Here is an 18,527-nt window from a genome sequence, read left to right as displayed (position 1 = left end):
AATTATATAGATTGTGAATAAAGACGTCAAAATGAAATTTTCAATGATTTAAGAGGAATACAGAGGATTTAGAACCTAAACAAATACGATACCAGTGAGGCTTTAAATTATGAAGCGATTTGAAAGGTTTTGGCTTATTTTATTAATTGACCTGGATAAGTTTTTCGTGTTCATGGCGATGTTCTTTATAATAAGTAACTTCTTGTTGTAGGTAGTCTGCTAGGTTAGGGCATTCAATACCAGACCCTCTCAGGTGCTCACAAGCTTGATCGCAATTATACGCTGCCTTCAATTGAAAATAGTCTAGGGTTTCTCGCTCCACCTGAACCCATTTACGGAATGAGGGGACAGATAATGTCTTATATACGATTGAGGTCGGTAAAGTATAGGAAGGCTTCTTTCCAAGGAGGGTCTCACAAATTAATCGATAGGCCTTCCTCGCCGTTAAAGGATTAGGATCTGTTAAGTGATAAACACTCCCTGACGCCCTCTGATCATTGGCCAGAAAGACAGTAGCATTTACTACGAAATCGATTGGTACTAAGTTAATAAGGGCTGCTCCCTTACCGATATAAGGAATTGGAATTCGGGCAAACTTATCAAGAAATCTCATTACAAAGTACGGACCATCAAATTTTGCCGTTTCCCCAGTTTTAGAATCCCCCATTACAATACCTGGGCGAATAATAGTAGTAGGCAGTTCCGAAATATGCCTCTGTACCCGTAGTTCAGCTTCATATTTTGTAGCTTCATAATGATTCTTAAAAGACTGGCCACAATCAAGTTCTGTCTCCAATATCTCTCCCGCCCGATCCCCGGAAACAAAAGCTGTACTAAAATAGACAAACCGCTCCAACGAATAGATCTGTCTGACAAACTGCAGCACATGTTCTGTGCCAGTTACATTTACTTTATAAGCTAGATCCTCAGGCACAGCCAAGTCATAAATAGCAGCTAAATGAAAGACATGTGTCACTTTATTGTATAATCGATTCTTAGTTTCTTCGTCCACACCTAAATCAGGAAGAGTAATATCCCCTTTAATAATAGTGTATCTAGAATCCTTAACAAGCTTATCCATCTCTATAGTAGCTTTATAGTATTGATCCTTGTAAACCAGCAATTCAAAATGAGCGTTTGGGTCCTCCATCAAAAGCTTTTGAATTAATTTTGATGAAATAAATCCTGGAAATCCCGTTATAAAGTAAGTTCGCTTCAAAACATAACCTCCTTTTTATCTATGAACGTCTATTTATAAATCTATTCCTTGTTTACAACAAACAGACTAAAAGAGAGGGAGGAAGAGCTAGTAAAGGATATATTCAAAACGAGTAAAGACATTTGCTCTACTAGAGTACACCTTGTAAGTTGAGGTTACTTCATTGTTGTAGGATATCGATGTTTGATGAAATTTATAGATTGTTGTATGAGCGAACGAAGCACCTCCATATCTATATCATCTAGTTTGTTGACATACACACAAGCCTTCCCTGTTTTATGCTTCCCTAATTGACTGAGGAGTTCTTCTCGGTTTGGTTCTCCTTGCGCTAAGTAGAGACTATGCTTCGCTTTTCTGGGGGAGAATCCAACAACAGGCGCATCCCCCTCATGTCCTGAGTCATATTTATAATGATAAGATCCAAACCCAATAATCGATGCCCCCCACATCTTTGCCTCGCATCCTGTAATTTCAGTAAAAAGATCAAGTAACCGGTAGGCATCTTCTCGCTTTTTCACACTCTCTATTTGTTCAATAAATTCTAGTACACCTTGATCATTAGGTTGCGTTTTCAATGTATACAAAGATAAACCATCCTTTTCATTTTATTTAATCCATGCGTATTATTTGCCAATACGATCATATATTGCCATACTTACAAATGGGCCAAAAGACTCAACCCTTTTCTATCAATCTATTAGGAGGTTATTTACATGAGCATTTATAATTATTCGGCTATGGCCATGAACGGACAAGAACTATCACTTGAACACTATAAAGGTAAGGTGCTGTTGATCGTGAATACTGCCGGAAGGTGCGGCTTTACATATCAATACGAGGATCTACAACGCCTTCATGAACGTTATCAGGACAAAGGGCTTGTCATCTTAGGCTTTCCATGCAATCAATTCGACAACCAAGAACCTGATGAAAATGAGAAGATCCAAACAACATGTCTATTAAACTATGGAGTCTCCTTCCCCCTTTTCCAAAAGATCGACGTAAGAGGCGAAAACGCTCACCCTCTCTTCGCCCATCTATCAGGTAAGAAAGCGTTCGAAGGATTTGATAAAACACACCCTGTTGCGAAAGTGCTGATCCCACTACTAAACGAAAAACATCCCGAATATCTTACTGATGACTATTCTATTAAATGGAACTTCACCAAATTCTTAATTAATACAGATGGAGAAGTAGTCAATCGATTTGAGTGTACAACAGACACAATCGATATGGAGCAAGATATTGAAGCTCAGCTTTCAAAAATGACTGTTTAACTGAACATCTTCTAAACCGCTCAGGAATTAGTTCTGAGTGGTTTAATTTTAGATCTACTTTCTTTTGAGTTTCCTTCTAAAGCTGCCCCTTTTCTCTTATAACCCTGGTCCATTCTAAGGAGCTTGTTGATTTAATCTTTCTTTAATAGCCTGTATAACAATTTTATTTGTTTTAACCCTGGCAAAATATTTATCTTCCCCTTCAATAACATGCCACTTACATTGAGGAGGTGACGTCTTATGTAGCATGTCCTCTACAGCTTCCTCATACAGTTTCCATTTCGATCGATTTCTCCAATCCTCTTGAGTAATCTTCCATCGTTTTAAGGGATCTGCTTCTCTTTCCTGAAAACGCCTTAGTTGTTCTTCATTTGAAATATGGAACCATAACTTGATAATGATATATTGATCATGGAGGAGCTTACGTTCAAACTGGTTTATTTCCTCATACGCTCTGCTCCATTCTTCCATATTAGCAAACCCTTCTACTCGCTCGACCAACACTCTTCCATACCAAGATCGATCGAATATGGCAATTTTGCCGTAAGGTGGTATCTTCGTCCAAAAGCGCTTTAGATAATGATGACTCTTTTCTTTTGATGTAGGTGCGCTTATTGGATGTACTTCAAAGCCACGTGGATCGAGACCGCTTGTCAGTCGTTTAATGGCCCCTCCCTTACCAGCTGCATCCCACCCTTCACAAACAATCAGACATCCCATTTGGTGATCGACTAATAACCGTTGGAGCTGAAGCAACTCCAACTGGGTTTCTTTTAGCTCTTTTTTGTATTGCTTTTTGTCACTTATCTTCAAGGAAAGATCTACAGACTCAAGCATATGTCCACCCTCTCTTTCTCCTCTTAAGCATGCTAGTAAAATCATGACCACTTATCGCACATGCATGAAATTAGTTTTCGTATGTTTACTTTATTCATAACGCTTCTAAATCCCAGCCCAATTTCGTCGTTTCATCACACTGAAAGCCTTCAAGACTAGTAGGGTTTATCCACTTATCAAGGGAGGCATGAGTGGAGAATAACAGACTAAACGGGCAATCGAAGTGACATGTAAGTCCAAATTCTTCATTGTCTCCAATAAGAGTAGTAGGTTGCTCACAAAGAGATATTAATTCTTCATCAGAGTAATCATCTAAATCGATCGCTCCCTTTTTTACATTAAGCTGGGAGTAATAAGCTTTTGAGCACCCCACTTCTTTTAGCATAGAGAAAAAAGCTGGGAGAAACAGTATGGGGAAACTATCTTCATAAGGAAAAATTATATCCTCTTCTAAGGAGTGTTGAACGGTAGCAAGTAAGTCTTGGCGCTCTGAAGACGTACGTAAAGCACCGTAGAAAGTCCTTAAAGCCACAGAAACTTGCTCATCCATCGTTAACCCCGTTTGTTCCTTTACTTCAACCCAAGTTACTAATTTTCCATAGTGTAAAATATCCTTGTTATCTATAAACGGTTCTTCCCTACCTTGTCTTACTTGTTCTTGTTCAACCCATCCTTTAGGCATTTGAACAAAAGGAGAGTAAACTATTGCAACTGAATGATAAAGATCTGGTAACTGTCCAATTATAGTTGAGGTGAAAGTTGAAGGTTCAGGATAAAAATATTCTATGCAAATAATCATTCACCTCCCTTTCTATTACATTCTCGACGAAACCAAGATTCCCCTTCAGATCCCTTTTATAGGTTTAAACGAACGAAGGATCGACCATAATCCTACTATATAAAGAAAGGCAGGAGTTGTTATGAGTTCATTTGTAACCGGCATGCATTGGGCCTATTTTGCTATCATGATGATCGGAGCTATTTACTTTTACTTTTTAAGTCGAAATCCACAAGGCGTCCCTTCGTATGAGTATGTACTTGCCATCACCATACCAGCTTGGTCTGGAGTTGCTTATTTATCGATCGCCTTAGGTCAGGGACTTCTCGAGGAAGCAGAGAAGACGATATATTTTGCTCGTTACCTCGACTGGGTCATCACAACCCCTCTACTTCTACTTGCACTGGGTTTAACGGCAATGATTGAACACAAGAAGAAAAACATTGCCCTTCTGTTCTCGCTTGTAGTCGCTGATGTATTTATGATTTTGACTGGTTTGATAGCAGATTTTTCTGATGGCGCTGTAAAATATATATGGTATGTACTGGGGGTATTAGCACTTTGTCTAATCTTATATATCATATGGTACCCTTTAAAAAGAATAGCTGATCATACGGGTGAAGAGTTGTCTAGACATTACAAACGAATTGCCCTTTACCTTACTGTCTTTTGGGTTCTCTATCCGACTGCTTGGATACTCGGTTCGTCTGGATTAGATGTGACTCAAGAAACAATGGAGATCCTTGCTTTCATTATCCTCCCTATATTTTCAAAAATAGGTTTTAGTGTACTGGATTTATATGGGTTGAGACGCCTCCAATTGAAACAACTTTAAAAGAGAAACGCGCCTTTCTATTAAATTTTGCTCGCTCCTACTATCGGAAATAGGAAATGACCTTTATAATAGACAAGCATGAACTTATCGAAGGAAAAGGTGTGTAAAACATGAGCTTACTCACAGTAAAGAACTTAAGTCACGGCTTCGGGGATCGTGCGATCTTTGAAGACGTTTCTTTTCGTTTATTAAAAGGAGAACACATTGGACTTATCGGAGCCAACGGTGAAGGTAAGTCTACTTTTATGAATATTATTACAGGTAAACTAGAGCCTGACGCCGGTAAAGTCACCTGGTCAAAGCGAGTGCGAGTTGGGTATTTAGATCAACACGCAGACTTAGCACAAGGTATGTCGATCCGTGATGTTTTACGAACAGCGTTCCAATATTTATTTGATATTGAAACAGAAATGAATGGTTTATTTGCCAAAATGGGTGAGGTAGAGCCAGAGGAACTTGAACAGCTGCTTGAAGAAACGGGTCGAATGCAAGATGAATTAACAAACAATGACTTCTACACCATTGATGCCAAAGTAGAAGAAGTCGCAAACGGTCTTGGCCTGGATGATATTGGCTTAGAACGAGATGTGAACGATTTAAGTGGTGGACAGCGTACTAAGGTACTACTCGCTAAGCTACTTCTTGAAAAACCAGATATCCTGCTACTCGACGAACCAACAAACTACTTGGACGTAGAACACATTGAGTGGTTGCGTACGTTCCTTCAAAATTACGAGAACGCCTTTATCTTAATCTCACACGATATCCCATTCTTAAATAGCGTTGTGAACTTGATTTATCATATGGAAAACCAAGAGCTTACAAGGTACCCTGGCGACTATGATGAATTCTTACGTGTATATGAAATGAAGAAGCAACAAGTTGAGGCTGCCTATAAAAAGCAGCAAAAAGAAATTGCCAACTTAAAAGATTTCGTGGCACGTAACAAGGCTAATGCTGCTACAAGTAAAATGGCGATGTCTCGTCAGAAGAAGCTTGATAAAATGGACGTTATTGAACTGGATTCTGAAAAGCCAAAACCAAGTTTCAATTTTAAACAAGCCCGTACACCAGGCAAATATTTATTTGAAACGAAGGATCTTGTCATTGGATACGATGAACCTCTTTCAAGACCATTGAACTTAGAGATGGAACGTAATCAAAAGATTGCCCTTTCAGGTGCAAACGGAATTGGTAAGACAACCTTGCTTAAAAGTATATTAGGAGAAATTCAGCCTGTCTCAGGTTCTGTTGAGCTTGGCGATCATCTCCATATCGGGTACTTTGAACAAGAGTTGAAAGAAGAAAGTAATAATACTTGTATAGAAGAAATCTGGGAAGAATTCCGTCACCTCACACAATATGAAGTTCGTTCCTCCCTTGCAAAGTGTGGCTTAACACAAAAGCACATTGAAAGTAAGGTGAAAGTGTTAAGTGGTGGTGAGAAAGCCAAAGTTCGTTTATGTAAGCTAATTAACAAAGAAACAAACCTGCTTGTTCTCGACGAACCGACCAACCACCTCGATGTGGATGCGAAAGCAGAACTAAAGCGAGCGTTAAAAGATTATAAAGGAAGCGTCTTAATCATCTCTCACGAACCAGACTTCTACCAGGATATCGTAACTGACGTGTGGAACTGCGAAGACTGGACAACAAAAGTATTTTAAACAAAAACAGGCCCCAAATAAGGGCCTGTTTTTGTTTAAAGACATCACTTTATCACTTCACAGCGCTAACGCGTGCCTGGCACCCTTTACTACTGTACAGCAAGACCGCGTGCCAGACACCCTTCATCTCTTTATTGTGATAAAGAACTCTAAAGGAATAGTAAACCTAGTGAGATGAATATGCCGCTTACGATAAGTACGATTAAGCAAAAGCCCATGATGTCTTTAGCTTTTAGGCCAGCGATTGCTAAGGCTGGCAATGCCCAGAATGGTTGAATCATATTTGTCCATGCATCTCCCCAGGCGACTGCCATGGCTGTTTTTGGGATCGATACGCCTAATTCTTTTGCAGCTTCAAGCATAATCGGTGCTTGCACTGCCCACTGTCCTCCACCTGAAGGGACGAAGAAGTTAACGATTCCAGCGCTAATGAACGCGAAAAACGGAAACGTAAACTCATTTGATATGTTTACAAACCACGAAGACATCTCTTGTGCAAAACCTGATGCAACCATCATCCCCATAATTCCAGCGTAAAACGGGAACTGAATGATAATCCCGCTTGCCCCACTTACTGCTTCTTTGACAGATTCAATAAATGCTTTCGGTGTTCCATGAAACAGAATACCAAGGAATAAGAAACCAAAGTTGACGATATTTAAATTGAGTTGAAATCCATTACTTGCAAAATAATAAACTAAAAAGGCAAGACCAAGCACCCCTGTGATCATGGCTAGAATTTTACTGTTCTCTAAACGATCAGCTGGTGTAAGCTCACTCTTTTCCACAGAAGCAGCTTGATAATCACGGCCTTCCTCTAAAATGGATCGATCAATCAAGACCCTTTCATCTTTAGATGGCATCATTCTGTGGTTCAGAATAGGTAGTACAATAAATAATGATGCGACAATCGCTAAGTTAAATACCGAAAAAATGGTTTCATTAGTCGAAATAATACCTATGATATCTTGTGAGAAATGGTCCGGTGTCGCAATTGTTAACGGAATAGAACCCGCTAATCCACCGTGCCATACGATAAAACCTGAATAAGCACTAGCTATTAATAAACGATAATCCACATTCCCCACTTGTTTAGCTAGCTCTTTCGCAAATAACGCGCCAATAACAAGTCCAAACCCCCAATTCACCCAGCTTGCGAGTAAGGATACCAGTGTGACAAACACGATCGCTTGCCCTGGTGACTTCGGTTTAGAAGCTAATGCACTAAGCATCTTTTTAAAAAATGGACTACTCGCTAACACAAATCCTGTTACAAGAACTAATACCATTTGCATAGAAAAGGATAATAAGTTCCAGAATCCCTCACCCCAATATTGAACCATGGCAACAGGCGTACTCCCGGTGACACCCATTCCGAGCAAGAATACAACGAGTGTAAGTATAATGACAAAAACAAATGGATCTGGTAAATATCGTTGCATTAGCCGATTTGATAAATGAATAGCTCGTTTCATACATCATCCCCCTTTTAATAAAGCGCTTTCAAAATACCCCACATACTAAGCTACCAAAACAAACGGCATAATTCAAAGAATTTTTTGATTATTACAAAATATATAAAAGAGTAGGACAATTTATACATAAGAAAAGAGCGAACCTCTAACTATGAGGATTCGCTCTCTGTAGTAGCTTTGTTAGTATCTTTTTCTACCTTTGGTCTCTTTCCATATTGCAACTCGCGAATAGAAAGTCCAAAGTCCATTTGGAGGTGAGGATAATCTTTAAAGGAACTCCAATCTCCCCCCCACTCAAAACCAAGGTCTTTGGCAATGGATACGACCTCCATCCAGTCAGCCTTTCCATTTCCATTACCATCACGCGTTGTGTCCCATACCACGTCTCCACGGTTCGTTTTCAATGCAAAATCAATAGCAAGACCGTAATTATGATACGATTCTCCTCCGTCTGCATTCGTAACCACAGAACCTTTACCTGATCGTCCTTGTTCATAAAGCTCATTTTGCCTCTCAATTGAACGATGACCATCTGTAATGACTACAGAAATTCCTTTCTCCTTAGCTCTATTAAGTAATTCATTTTTAGCTTTCTCAACTTCCGGGTGCAGTTCAGTAGGCATAGGGGCGTCTTTCTTTTCTATCGGCTGAAATACTCCCACTGAGTTCCCTGAAGAGTCTGTGTTGGCAATAAACCACAAAAGTAAAGCGCCTGTCCCTAAAAGCAGTATTAAAAAAGCTACAATATTCGCTAGTATTCTCAAGTGCTTCTGCATTCCTCTCCGCGTAACTTTCTTTATATCCTTACAATATCACACAGAAGGTCTACGAAACACAAGATTACTTCCATTGATGTGCTCTTTCGGTTTAACTCACTTACACAAGAGGAAATATATCCCTAAAGTATTAAAGCGGAGGGTTGAACATGGCTAATAAAAAAAATCAACAAAATCGAAAGCTAACAGAAGACGATCAAAGCTTTAAAGAGAAAAAAGAAAAAGAAGGATTGATTGACGGTGTTCCAACAGAAGATCAACGTCAAGAACTAGTAGAAGAACAAAAGAAAACCAAGTCGAAAAATGACTCCTCTACAGAAGAGCTCTACAGTGAAGATTTTCAAGAATAATATTTGCAGGTTTATAACTCTAAAGGTCAGGGTATTCTAATAATTAGTTCCCTTTCTAAAGGTAGTTGTTGTAGCAGTATAAAACATATTGACTTTTCACAAGTAAGATACTATAATTAATTATTGTGCCTTCGCTAAAAGGTAACTATATCGGAAATTGAAAGAGTGATGTGTATGAGACTGGCATTCTGCTATGTTTTAATACAACTTAATCACACTGGATCAGCTTCGGAGCTGTGAGGATGCAATAGAGGTAGGGATTGCGTCGTTTAAGTTGAAAAACTACCTTGTAGAATTTATAAACCGCGGCAGTGTTTGAATATCTAATCAAACACGTACCTTGCAAATAAGCAAGCAAGATAAATGAGTAAAATCATTTTTTCCTAAGTACGATAACAAAGCGAGTCAGGTGACGACCTGGCTCGCTTTTCCAATTTATAATCCCTGTTAAATACATTGCTTCAAGAGCAACATGCAACTACTTTATCCATATCACCTTCCCCCACCCAAATTTCACCATTTCTTATTTCATACCTAATATTCGCCTCATTTAATCGCTGTATTTGCTCATCGGTCTCTTCAGTCCAGTATGTATAAGTCTCTGTTGAACTACAAGCGGCTAATGTAATGAGTGTGATTAATAATATGAGTAACCAACATTTTTTCATTTATGTTCCCCCTTAACTCATGCCGTTATTATAAACACAATTTTGATTAAACTCAGACCTCTCCCCCCCACTTCCATTTCTCTAATTTTATCTCAGTCCCCCATCCTTTTCGTTTCATTCCACAAAACATTCCAAATTCAACCACAACTACTCCGGAATTTGATACGATACTGGTAATACATAAATGAAGGAGTTTCGGCGATGAGAAATAGATTAATGATGGGAATAGGTCTACTATTGTTAATTGGGGTTGGACTATATTCTGTTTTTGACTCCCCTGAAAAAGTAGAAAAGATTGATTTACCCCAGGTCAAAATGGCTTCGTCAATGAATGATGTAAAACAATACTTTTATCGAAACGTCCCTGCATTAGAGCGAGCAGAAGAATTATCACTTATAGGGGAAATCAATCAAACGTATGAATTACCTGGCGTTCAAGCGGAAGTTACAATAGATGAAGCTTGGTACAATGGAAGAACAATTTACTTGTTCTACCACAGGGATGTCGCTTCAATTGGGAAGGCTTCAATAAATAATAAAGAAGAGATGCCAGTACCACAGCTTTATACACCTAATGTACATAATCAATCTTTCATAGCAAAAGTTAATGACGAATCCATCCCTCTTCTAGCAATGGCTTCAGACATAGAGGGTAAACATGGCATCCAACTCGGCAACAAATTCTATTCATTTGTACCATTAAGCGTTGACAGTAACGTTCCACTTGAAGGAAATGCATTGACCATTAAAGGTTCCCCCATGATTAACGTAGACGGACAAGTTCAGGAAATAGACCTTTCCGTTTCTTTCAAAGCTCATGAAGATGTGGTTAAAAGCATGAGGATTAATGAAACGTTCTCATACAAAGATTATAACATCAGTTTTAATTCTATTAATTTTGGTACTTTTGGTACAGATCTCAGAGTAACCATTAAACATCCTAAAGATGAACTCCCAAAAAATATGCATGTTTCTGCAACAACGAACCAAGGAGAAAGGCTTCAATTTTCTGGCTGGTTCGTAGAAAATAAACAAACCCAAGAAATTGATAACGATTATATTATCAAAGGGCATCAAGTGGTCCAGTCATTGCCAAAAGAGATGAAATTCACGTTGCAAACGGTTAGCTTTGAAAGTGATCAATCCATTACTTTCAAAATGGACACGACCAGACTTCCAAATGATTTAGAAGAGAAAGATACCTATGAAGAACAACCTGAAGAAACCATTGAAGTCTTCGATCAGGCAGAGGTGAGTCTCGAATCCATCCGATATAATTCTTCAAACTTAACGATTAGACTTAGAAAGGAGCTGACAAACGGGCTAAAGGCACCATTTCGTACAGTCAGCTTCAGAGTAGACCCCTCTCAATTTCAGCCAATCGCTTCCACAGCTTCTGACTCTGACACTACCATCCTATACAGTGGAAGAGAATCACACTCTCTAGGTGAAATAGAAAAATTAAGCCTTTCAATCCCTTCTTCTGAAGTAAGAAACGAAGATTACGTTCAGATTTCCTTGAACAATCTTCCTTTTTCGATTGTTTTTAAGGAAGCAAGAAACGTCGAGCTTTAACCATAATGAGGCAGAGCAATCCTCAATGTAAGAACCTACAAGAATAACCAGCTCAAAAGCTGGTTATTCTTGTCTATACGTATAATATTGATAATCCAATTCCATTCTAATGTAATCCTGCACATCAACTAGGTAGTCCCGATTTAACGTGACCGTATAGCGTTCATTAGGGCCTGAGCTTTCATCTAACATGACCTGATCTATGCTGATTTGTTCACCGTTTGAGGTATAAAAAGCAACCTTCTCTTTCGGTTTAAAGGTTACCTCTCCAACACCTCTATTGAAGCTAGTCAGGAAACCGCCCTTCTCTTCATTCGAGAAGCTTTGACGAATATCAAACGTTAGCGTGTAGTTGCTTTCTGAGTCAATACTTACGCTTTCCAAGATGACAGTGGAACTACCTTTTTCCAGAACCTTTTCATCAACGTCCGTTTTCTTCTCGTTCATCCACTCTTTTTGAATGTTTACATCAGCTGTGACAGCAGGATCCTCAAGCTTCAACGTATATCCACTCTCTTGGAAAATCTCTTCTCGTATCCCTTCAGTGGATGAATAAAAGTAAACCGTTGTAAACACAACGATTGCAACCATGCTGAGCAATATGGCTACAATTTGTTTCATAATACCTCTCCTTTTGTCCTTCTATGATGATTGACCAAATGACTCTGGCATTTTAACCGCTACTACTTCACCAGAAGCACAGCAAACGCCCCTTGAGAAGACTTCTATATGTATCTTATATTTCTTAGGATGGATCTCCTCAATTGTACCCACTGCGTTTAAAGGTTGTCCTTGTGGTGTTGGCTTTGTGAAATTCACTTGTAGGGACGCAGTTACAAACCTAGGTGCCTCTACCCCATCCTCTGGCATATAGCCATTTTTCTTATGTAACGCTAATGAAGCAGACCCAGTGCCATGGCAGTCAACAAGAGATGCTAATAAACCTCCGTACACAAACCCCGGGATCGCTGTGTGTTCAGCCTTTGGCGTATACATTGTTACGGTTTTATCCCCGTCCCATCCCGTTCGAAACTGGTGTCCCTTTTCATTTAATCGTCCACAACCGTAGCACCAGGAAAAATCAGCTGGATACACATCTTGTATCGCATACTTGACACTTGTATTCATGTGAACACTCCTCCCTCTCCCATCCATTTCCTACTTATCATAATATGAAATCGCTCTATTTTACAATGTATAGACAGTGTTTCCGGTTGCCTTGATCAATAGTAAAGTGATTTAACGAAAAACAACCATCACTCATTAATAAATAAACATCGTTCGCACTAGAAAAAGAAGCAGAATTACAAATGCAACTACTATAATTATCTTAAACACGAGCATTCTTTTTTGAAATGGTGAGAGGTTTTTCATAACTCTCTCCGATTTTCTTTATAGGTTTCTTTAGCAATTGTCCCCTGGTGGAAGACCATCATCCAATTTCCATTCATATGTTTCCAAATCGAACTTCTCAATGAGCGTTGCTGCTTTAAGTGATTATCGATAGTGAATGTCGTCAGCACCACCTCTTCAGAAAGAGGATGGATTTCGAAATCAAATAAGGTCATGTCCACAACCCCAATATTCTCTGTCGTTATACCTTCCTTATATAAAACTTCACCACTACTACCAACTTCAAAAAAAGAAGGTGCTAATAAGTTTTGCAAAGATTCTAGAGATTTTCTCGTTTCTGGTTGGAGTAACGTCTCTTCTAACTCTTTTAGGTGATTGTACAGATCTTCCATAATAGGCCCCCTTTATGATAAAAAAATGCTCAAGGTCATCCCTAGAGCATTTTCCTCTTAAGCAGTTTCAAGTTGACGGATAAACTCATCCTCAGAAAGGACTTCAACGGAATGTCCTTGAGCAATTAGTGTTTCTACACGCTCTAATTTACTGCTTTTCTTACCTTGTAAATAATTCTCGTAAGCTTGGTTGCCTACTACAACATAATTGGTTGTGGATTGGACAGAAGATTCCCAGTTACCACCAAGATCAACGACTCTCTGAATAGCTTCGTCTCGTTTGAGTGCTTTCAGTCTACCAGTAAAGACAAACGTAGCATTATAAAACGGATGAGAGGTGTTGAAATCACGAGTTGCTGCCATATACTGTTTAGCTTCGGCTTTTTGACCTTTTTTACTAACACGTTTCTTCCGATTTAGACGCGCAGGCTCATAAGATGCATCAAACATCATCCCGTTAATGGTTTGACTTTTTTCTACGACTTCTTTCTCATCACTTGCTTCAAGATGTTTCCCTGCTTCTAAGAAAATCTGTGCAGCTGCCCGAGCATCATCAAGAGCATGGTGGTGATTCAAATCTATATTTAAATGATGCGATAGCTCTTTTAAATTGTACCTAGGGAATGACCACGTCTTCTTCGAGATGTTCATCGTACAATTGTAAGCAATCATAGGATAAGGGATCTTATATTCATCCAACACTGCACGCAAGACTCCCATATCAAATTGAGCGTTATGAGCCAGAAGGAACTTACCTTCAAGGAGAGGCTGTATGTCTTCGTGCCACAGTGTGTCAAACTCACGAGCTTCTTCTACATCTTCTTTCGTAATACCGTGAACGGATATATTAATTGGAGCAAAATAGTTCCGCTTTGGCTTTACTAATGAATAGTATTCTTGTTTGGGCTGACCATTTTCATATTCTACGAGACCGATTGAACAAACACTAGACCTCGAAGAATTAGCTGTTTCAAAATCAAGCGCTATAAAATTCATCTTTCCCCACCTACTCTAGTCTATTTCTTTCTATAATAGAGGGTATAGCCCCTATTCGTCTATTGTCTTGTTTTGGTATGCTCTGCTACAAAGAGCCCGTCTTGGAATAGAATGAAAAAGGATCATCCATTAGAGTCCTTCATATTCCTAGTCATGACTAAAGCAATCACAACAGCCATAATACCAGCTGAGGCTTTGCCAATCATGACAGGTATCATCATTTCCTTCTCTACCCCTGCTACGAACGCGAGGTGGCTTCCAATAACAAACGCTCCGCTGACGGCGAAAGCCGCGTTAACAACTTTCCCCCTGTCATTCATTTCTTTCATCGTACCTAGCATCGGTAAGTGATGAGCCAAGGAGGCCATAAGTCCAGTCATCGCGGTCGCATTCAGCCCAATGCGTGCCCCAAGCCTGGTAAAGAGCTTCTCTCCTATTCGATTTAGAAAAGCAACGAGTGGATAAGCTCCTGCAAGAGTAACAGTAATACGCCCTACAATTGTTATCCCTTCATTTAAAGGGGCCATCCCCGGAATGACAGTAAATCCTGTTAATGTTTCAATAATAATCGCTGCTAATCCTGTAATTACAATAAGTTCTACACCTTTTCCAAATATAGCGAAGAAACGAATAGTAGCATTCGTGAAAAGCCATAAACCAATGGCAATCATTACAGCAAGTAGAATAGAAGGGACAAGGTTTTGTACCATCCACAAAGGTTCATACCCTGCAATAAAACCTCCTGTAAAAACTCCAAGAGGAATGGTCATCATTCCAATTAAGATCCCCTTCGCAAAAAAGGGGCGATCATTCTTTTGGATAACAGTTAGAGCGATGGGAATTGTAAAAACAAGCGTCGGCCCCATCATCGTACCTAATAAGGACCAGGAGAAAATAGCCGCTTCTTCTGTAGCAGCAAGAGATGTAGCGAGCGGATATGCCCCCATATCAATAGCAAGAAGCATGGAAGCAAACATGGATGGGTCTGCTCCAAACCATTCAAATAGCGGAACAATAATCGGAGCGAGCCACTTGGCAAGAACAGGAGCCAATGAAATGATGCCGACCATAGAAAGGGCGAGTGGTCCCATCATCATAAAAGCTTCATAGAATCGCCAACCTAAATATAATTTATGATTCAATACGTAATAATCTAGTGCACCGAGCACCATAAATAAGCACATGATGGCTAATATTAGATCGTTAAGCCACAACCGCCTTCCTCCTTTGAAGATTCAACTATGTATTGGCGACTGATTCACCAACCTCATGTTAACATTAAATGTAAAGATGGGAACTATTTTTCTTCGCAGTATAAATAAAAGAAGCCCCTCTTCTTTAGAAGAACTTCTTCACCTCATTATATCCGTCAAAAAAATCATACTGATAAACCCAAAAATAAACGAAAGCGTAGCTACCCGTTCATTCCCATCACCGTGACTTTCAGGTATCAATTCTTTATAGACAATAAAAAGCATCGCACCTGCTGAAAAGGCAAGTCCATATGGAATAACGTTGCTAAAAAATTGCCCAAACCACATCCCTACTATTGCCGCTAGTAATTCCACAAGAGCTGTCACACTAACCAGTATCATCATTTTTAGTTGATGAACCTTTTGTAGCAATAAAAATAAAGCCACCAGAAACCCCTCAGGCATATTTTGCAGTCCAATGACAAAGGCTACGATTGATCCTAAATCTCTATAGTCACTGGCAAAGCTAATGCCTACTGATAAACCTTCTGGAACATTATGAAGAGACATCGCGATAATAAACAATAAAATAGAAGAACGTGACACTTTTTCCACTTCATGTTCTAAGTCCTGATGAGGTAAAAGAATTTCTAGGAGCATCAGCACCACAGTTCCAACTAAAATTCCTGTTATTAAGACAGGCACATTCGATAGTTTCAAAGCTGAAGGAATAAGACCATACGTTGAAGCTGCCACCATCACGCCAGCGGTGTAGGCAAGAAGCACATCACGTCCTTTATGAGAAAGGTTTTTTATGAGCAATACAGGTAAAGCACCGAGCAGCGTACATAAAGAAGCCACTAGCATACTTATCATTTCTACTCCCATTGAAATTCCCCCTCCAACTACTCTATGAGGACGAGCTTAGCTTCATGAATCAGGTGATTTTACATTTTTATGGAATTCCCTGAAACCTCACTGCAACGTAAACGTAAATAAGAGTAACAAAGATTTTGGAGGGTTTTTAATGATTGGGAATAGCAACATGCTCTGGAAGTTAATCGCGATATGTGGAGTCTTATTCCTTGCGGTTGGGTGTTCTTCTGTAAACTCAGAAGAGAAAGATGAAGACCGTGAAACAGCTGAAATCGTAGTCAAGGAGATGTTCACAGGCCCAAGCGAAGAGCTAGCAGAGAATTACGAGAATATACAACAATCAGCTAGTGAAATCGAGAGTTATTATGACGAAGAGTTTAAGCCCTATTTCTCAGAAAACTATTACGACGATGCGATAGCCAATCGCGCGATTAGCTTATTTCACAGTAAAGTCCAAGGAATCGATGGGAAGATGAATGTGGAGGATTTAACAATAGAACCAGTAGAGTCCGTTGATAACGCCTATACGTATACCGCTAGCGTTCAGATCACTAAAGCTGAGGCAGAGAATGAAACCGTTGAACTATCAGGAAGAATTAATTTTAATGAGGACGGTGCTATTACAAGAATCACACACAATGATCTCGACACCTTTACAAAAGCAGTTACAACAAAGTAAATAACGATGAGAAAAAGAGCTCAGTTCTGAGCTCTTTTTCAAATGATTTAATTCTACTCAATAGCCTTGTATTCTTTACCCAGCTGCTGAAATGATTTTTTCGTAGAGGTGACAAGAATCTTAGTACCAATTGGAATCTTCTCATAAAGGGCTTCTACATCTTTGTTATTCATTCTAATGCAGCCGTTTGATATATATTTCCCAATCGAATCAGGTCTGTTGGTACCATGCACCCCGTAAATTCGACCATCCGTATCTTTAGCATCGAATCCGATCCAACGAGTTCCAAGCGGATTCTTCGGATCCCCACCTGGAATGTTCAGTTTTCGATAATATGGATTTTTCGCTTTAACTGTAATCGTGTGAAGTCCTTCTGGAGTTAGATCAGAAGTTTTCCCTGTGGCAACCGGGTAGACACCTTGTATTTTACCTTCATCCATAAAAGCTAATTCATTCGTCGTTTTATTTACAATTACAAATGGGTAGCCTCTTGAGGGATTTTCCCCAATCGGCCAAATTGGAGAAACGAGCAAAATAAAAACGAGCAAGCCTTTCACCACAACACCTCCTGTTCGGTATGGTTTTAGTGGTAGCTTGCCCGCTCAAGTTACTAAATATCACTCTTTTTAAACGATCGCTTGATAATTAAATATTGTTCGATTTCATTTAACAAATTAAATAAACTTGCTCGCTCTTCAAACTCTTCTCGCGTTTGAGGAAGTTCTCCCTTTTTAAAGCCTTCTTTCATTTCTTTAATTTGCTTCAAGAATAGTACTGCTGTATTTCCCGGGTGGACGCTATCTGAAAGCTCATCAAAAAATTCGGCCATGATCATTGACTGCTGATAAGTATGGTTAACACGACTGATATGAGGCAACATGCGTTCGAGTAACTCAAATTGCTTCTGTCGCATCTGAAAGTAGTGGTAATATTCATGATGATTACGAAGCAAATGGTTCTCCACATCTCGATAAGCCAAGCTCTTTGCGTCTTCAAGCATAAGAGCCGTTTCAGTTAACTCTTGCCCAGACCATTTTTGGTCACCCGTTCTTAAGAATTCAGCAATTTCTTTAAGTATAATGCTGAAGTTATCCTCGATTTGTTTTTGTTTCTCTTTTAAATTGCTTTCAAGACTCGGCATGTACAAGTTCAGAATTAGGGCTACACCTATGCCAACGACAATCAGTAAAAATTCATTAATGAGGGTTTCTAAGCCAATATTGTTTGAACCATATAAGTGCAGAATAATAACAGAGCTTGTTACGATTCCCTCTTTTACCTTTAATTTTACCGTTGCGGGAATAAATAAGATCAGCATGATTCCGATTGCAAGGGGATGATAGCCAATCGTTTCAAATACAGCGTAGGAAAAGGCCATTGCCAATAAACAAGCTGCAAACCTGGATGATGCACTCATTATAGAGCGTTTTCTCGTGTTTTGTATACAAAGTATGGTAAGGATTCCAGCCGAAGCGAAATTCGTTAAGGCTAGGATTTGAGCAATCCAAATCGCTATAGGGGTCCCTACAGCGGTTTTAATCGTTCGATATCCAATCTTCACGTCTTAATCTCCTTTAATTT

At 39.3% G+C, this 18,527-nt stretch carries 21 protein-coding genes; 6 read left to right on the top strand and 15 right to left on the bottom strand.

What is annotated here, in order from left to right; translation table 11 throughout:
- Positions 1-142: 142 nt before the first annotated feature.
- A complete protein-coding gene (locus IEW76_RS11660; protein ID WP_188654008.1) occupies positions 143-1,219 on the bottom strand; it encodes an SDR family oxidoreductase in 1,077 nt (358 codons plus the stop codon).
- A 155-nt stretch (positions 1,220-1,374) separates the two neighbouring features.
- The gene (locus tag IEW76_RS11655; RefSeq protein ID WP_188654006.1) at positions 1,375-1,803 is read right to left on the bottom strand and encodes a DUF1801 domain-containing protein; all 429 of its coding nucleotides are present in this window, start codon (positions 1,801-1,803) and stop codon (positions 1,375-1,377) included.
- 129 nt (positions 1,804-1,932) lie between these two features.
- Between IEW76_RS11655 and IEW76_RS11650 the strand changes: the two genes are divergently transcribed.
- The gene (locus tag IEW76_RS11650) at positions 1,933-2,496 is read left to right on the top strand and encodes a glutathione peroxidase (protein WP_188654004.1); all 564 of its coding nucleotides are present in this window, start codon (positions 1,933-1,935) and stop codon (positions 2,494-2,496) included.
- 114 nt (positions 2,497-2,610) lie between these two features.
- Here IEW76_RS11650 and IEW76_RS11645 read toward each other — a convergent pair whose 3' ends face one another.
- The gene (locus tag IEW76_RS11645) at positions 2,611-3,333 is read right to left on the bottom strand and encodes a polyphosphate kinase 2 family protein (RefSeq protein ID WP_188654002.1); all 723 of its coding nucleotides are present in this window, start codon (positions 3,331-3,333) and stop codon (positions 2,611-2,613) included.
- Between the two features lie 94 nt (positions 3,334-3,427).
- A complete protein-coding gene (locus IEW76_RS11640; RefSeq protein WP_188654000.1) occupies positions 3,428-4,132 on the bottom strand; it encodes a DUF2711 family protein in 705 nt (234 codons plus the stop codon).
- Between the two features lie 121 nt (positions 4,133-4,253).
- On the opposite strand from IEW76_RS11640, the gene IEW76_RS11635 reads away from it, so the two are divergent.
- Together IEW76_RS11635 and IEW76_RS11630 are read left to right on the top strand one after the other, a co-directional pair.
- Entirely contained in the window at positions 4,254-4,946 is a 693-nt protein-coding gene (locus tag IEW76_RS11635) for a bacteriorhodopsin (RefSeq protein WP_188653998.1), read from the top strand.
- Positions 4,947-5,056: 110 nt separating this feature from the next.
- Positions 5,057-6,613, top strand: a complete 1,557-nt coding sequence (locus tag IEW76_RS11630; RefSeq protein ID WP_188653996.1) for an ABC-F family ATP-binding cassette domain-containing protein — start codon at positions 5,057-5,059, stop codon at positions 6,611-6,613.
- A 149-nt stretch (positions 6,614-6,762) separates the two neighbouring features.
- On the opposite strand, the gene IEW76_RS11625 is transcribed toward IEW76_RS11630, so the two are convergent.
- Positions 6,763-8,088, bottom strand: coding sequence for a short-chain fatty acid transporter (locus IEW76_RS11625; protein ID WP_188653994.1), 1,326 nt, complete (start codon positions 8,086-8,088; stop codon positions 6,763-6,765).
- Between the two features lie 149 nt (positions 8,089-8,237).
- Positions 8,238-8,864 carry a M15 family metallopeptidase gene (locus IEW76_RS11620; protein ID WP_188653992.1) on the bottom strand — a complete coding sequence of 209 codons (627 nt, stop codon included), beginning with the start codon at positions 8,862-8,864 and terminating at the stop codon, positions 8,238-8,240.
- 149 nt (positions 8,865-9,013) lie between these two features.
- Between IEW76_RS11620 and IEW76_RS11615 the strand changes: the two genes are divergently transcribed.
- A complete protein-coding gene (locus IEW76_RS11615) occupies positions 9,014-9,214 on the top strand; it encodes a YczO family protein (protein ID WP_188653991.1) in 201 nt (66 codons plus the stop codon).
- Between the two features lie 461 nt (positions 9,215-9,675).
- On the opposite strand, the gene IEW76_RS11610 is transcribed toward IEW76_RS11615, so the two are convergent.
- The gene (locus IEW76_RS11610) at positions 9,676-9,882 is read right to left on the bottom strand and encodes a hypothetical protein (RefSeq protein ID WP_188653990.1); all 207 of its coding nucleotides are present in this window, start codon (positions 9,880-9,882) and stop codon (positions 9,676-9,678) included.
- A gap of 201 nt (positions 9,883-10,083) precedes the next feature.
- Here IEW76_RS11610 and IEW76_RS11605 point away from each other — a divergent pair, with 201 nt between their 5' ends.
- The gene (locus IEW76_RS11605; RefSeq protein WP_188653989.1) at positions 10,084-11,457 is read left to right on the top strand and encodes a hypothetical protein; all 1,374 of its coding nucleotides are present in this window, start codon (positions 10,084-10,086) and stop codon (positions 11,455-11,457) included.
- A gap of 63 nt (positions 11,458-11,520) precedes the next feature.
- On the opposite strand, the gene IEW76_RS11600 is transcribed toward IEW76_RS11605, so the two are convergent.
- From IEW76_RS11600 to IEW76_RS11575, 6 genes are all read right to left on the bottom strand, one after another.
- On the bottom strand, positions 11,521-12,078 hold the full coding sequence (locus IEW76_RS11600) for a hypothetical protein (RefSeq protein ID WP_188653988.1): 558 nt from the start codon (positions 12,076-12,078) through the stop codon (positions 11,521-11,523).
- Positions 12,079-12,099: 21 nt separating this feature from the next.
- Positions 12,100-12,585, bottom strand: a complete 486-nt coding sequence (locus IEW76_RS11595) for a PaaI family thioesterase (protein WP_188653987.1) — start codon at positions 12,583-12,585, stop codon at positions 12,100-12,102.
- A gap of 242 nt (positions 12,586-12,827) precedes the next feature.
- Complete coding sequence (locus IEW76_RS11590) at positions 12,828-13,202, bottom strand: nuclear transport factor 2 family protein (protein ID WP_188653986.1); 375 nt, start codon at positions 13,200-13,202, stop codon at positions 12,828-12,830.
- A gap of 57 nt (positions 13,203-13,259) precedes the next feature.
- Entirely contained in the window at positions 13,260-14,198 is a 939-nt protein-coding gene (locus IEW76_RS11585) for an exonuclease domain-containing protein (protein ID WP_188653985.1), read from the bottom strand.
- Positions 14,199-14,320: 122 nt separating this feature from the next.
- A complete protein-coding gene (eutH, locus tag IEW76_RS11580; RefSeq protein ID WP_188653983.1) occupies positions 14,321-15,412 on the bottom strand; it encodes an ethanolamine utilization protein EutH in 1,092 nt (363 codons plus the stop codon).
- 138 nt (positions 15,413-15,550) lie between these two features.
- Positions 15,551-16,279 (bottom strand): ZIP family metal transporter, encoded by a 729-nt coding sequence (locus IEW76_RS11575; protein ID WP_188653981.1) that lies wholly within the window; start codon positions 16,277-16,279, stop codon positions 15,551-15,553.
- 139 nt (positions 16,280-16,418) lie between these two features.
- Between IEW76_RS11575 and IEW76_RS11570 the strand changes: the two genes are divergently transcribed.
- Complete coding sequence (locus tag IEW76_RS11570; protein ID WP_188653979.1) at positions 16,419-16,946, top strand: hypothetical protein; 528 nt, start codon at positions 16,419-16,421, stop codon at positions 16,944-16,946.
- Positions 16,947-16,999: 53 nt separating this feature from the next.
- On the opposite strand, the gene IEW76_RS11565 is transcribed toward IEW76_RS11570, so the two are convergent.
- A complete protein-coding gene (locus tag IEW76_RS11565) occupies positions 17,000-17,506 on the bottom strand; it encodes a L,D-transpeptidase (RefSeq protein WP_188653977.1) in 507 nt (168 codons plus the stop codon).
- A 50-nt stretch (positions 17,507-17,556) separates the two neighbouring features.
- The gene (locus tag IEW76_RS11560) at positions 17,557-18,507 is read right to left on the bottom strand and encodes an aromatic acid exporter family protein (RefSeq protein ID WP_188653975.1); all 951 of its coding nucleotides are present in this window, start codon (positions 18,505-18,507) and stop codon (positions 17,557-17,559) included.
- Between the last annotated feature and the right edge of the window lie 20 nt (positions 18,508-18,527).

It is taken from the genome of Pontibacillus salipaludis (assembly GCF_014642405.1).
In the GTDB taxonomy this organism is placed as follows: Bacteria; Bacillota; Bacilli; order Bacillales; family BH030062; genus Pontibacillus; species Pontibacillus salipaludis.
Note: the sequence above shows the minus strand (reverse complement) of the source record. Positions and strands in the feature narration are given on the sequence as shown.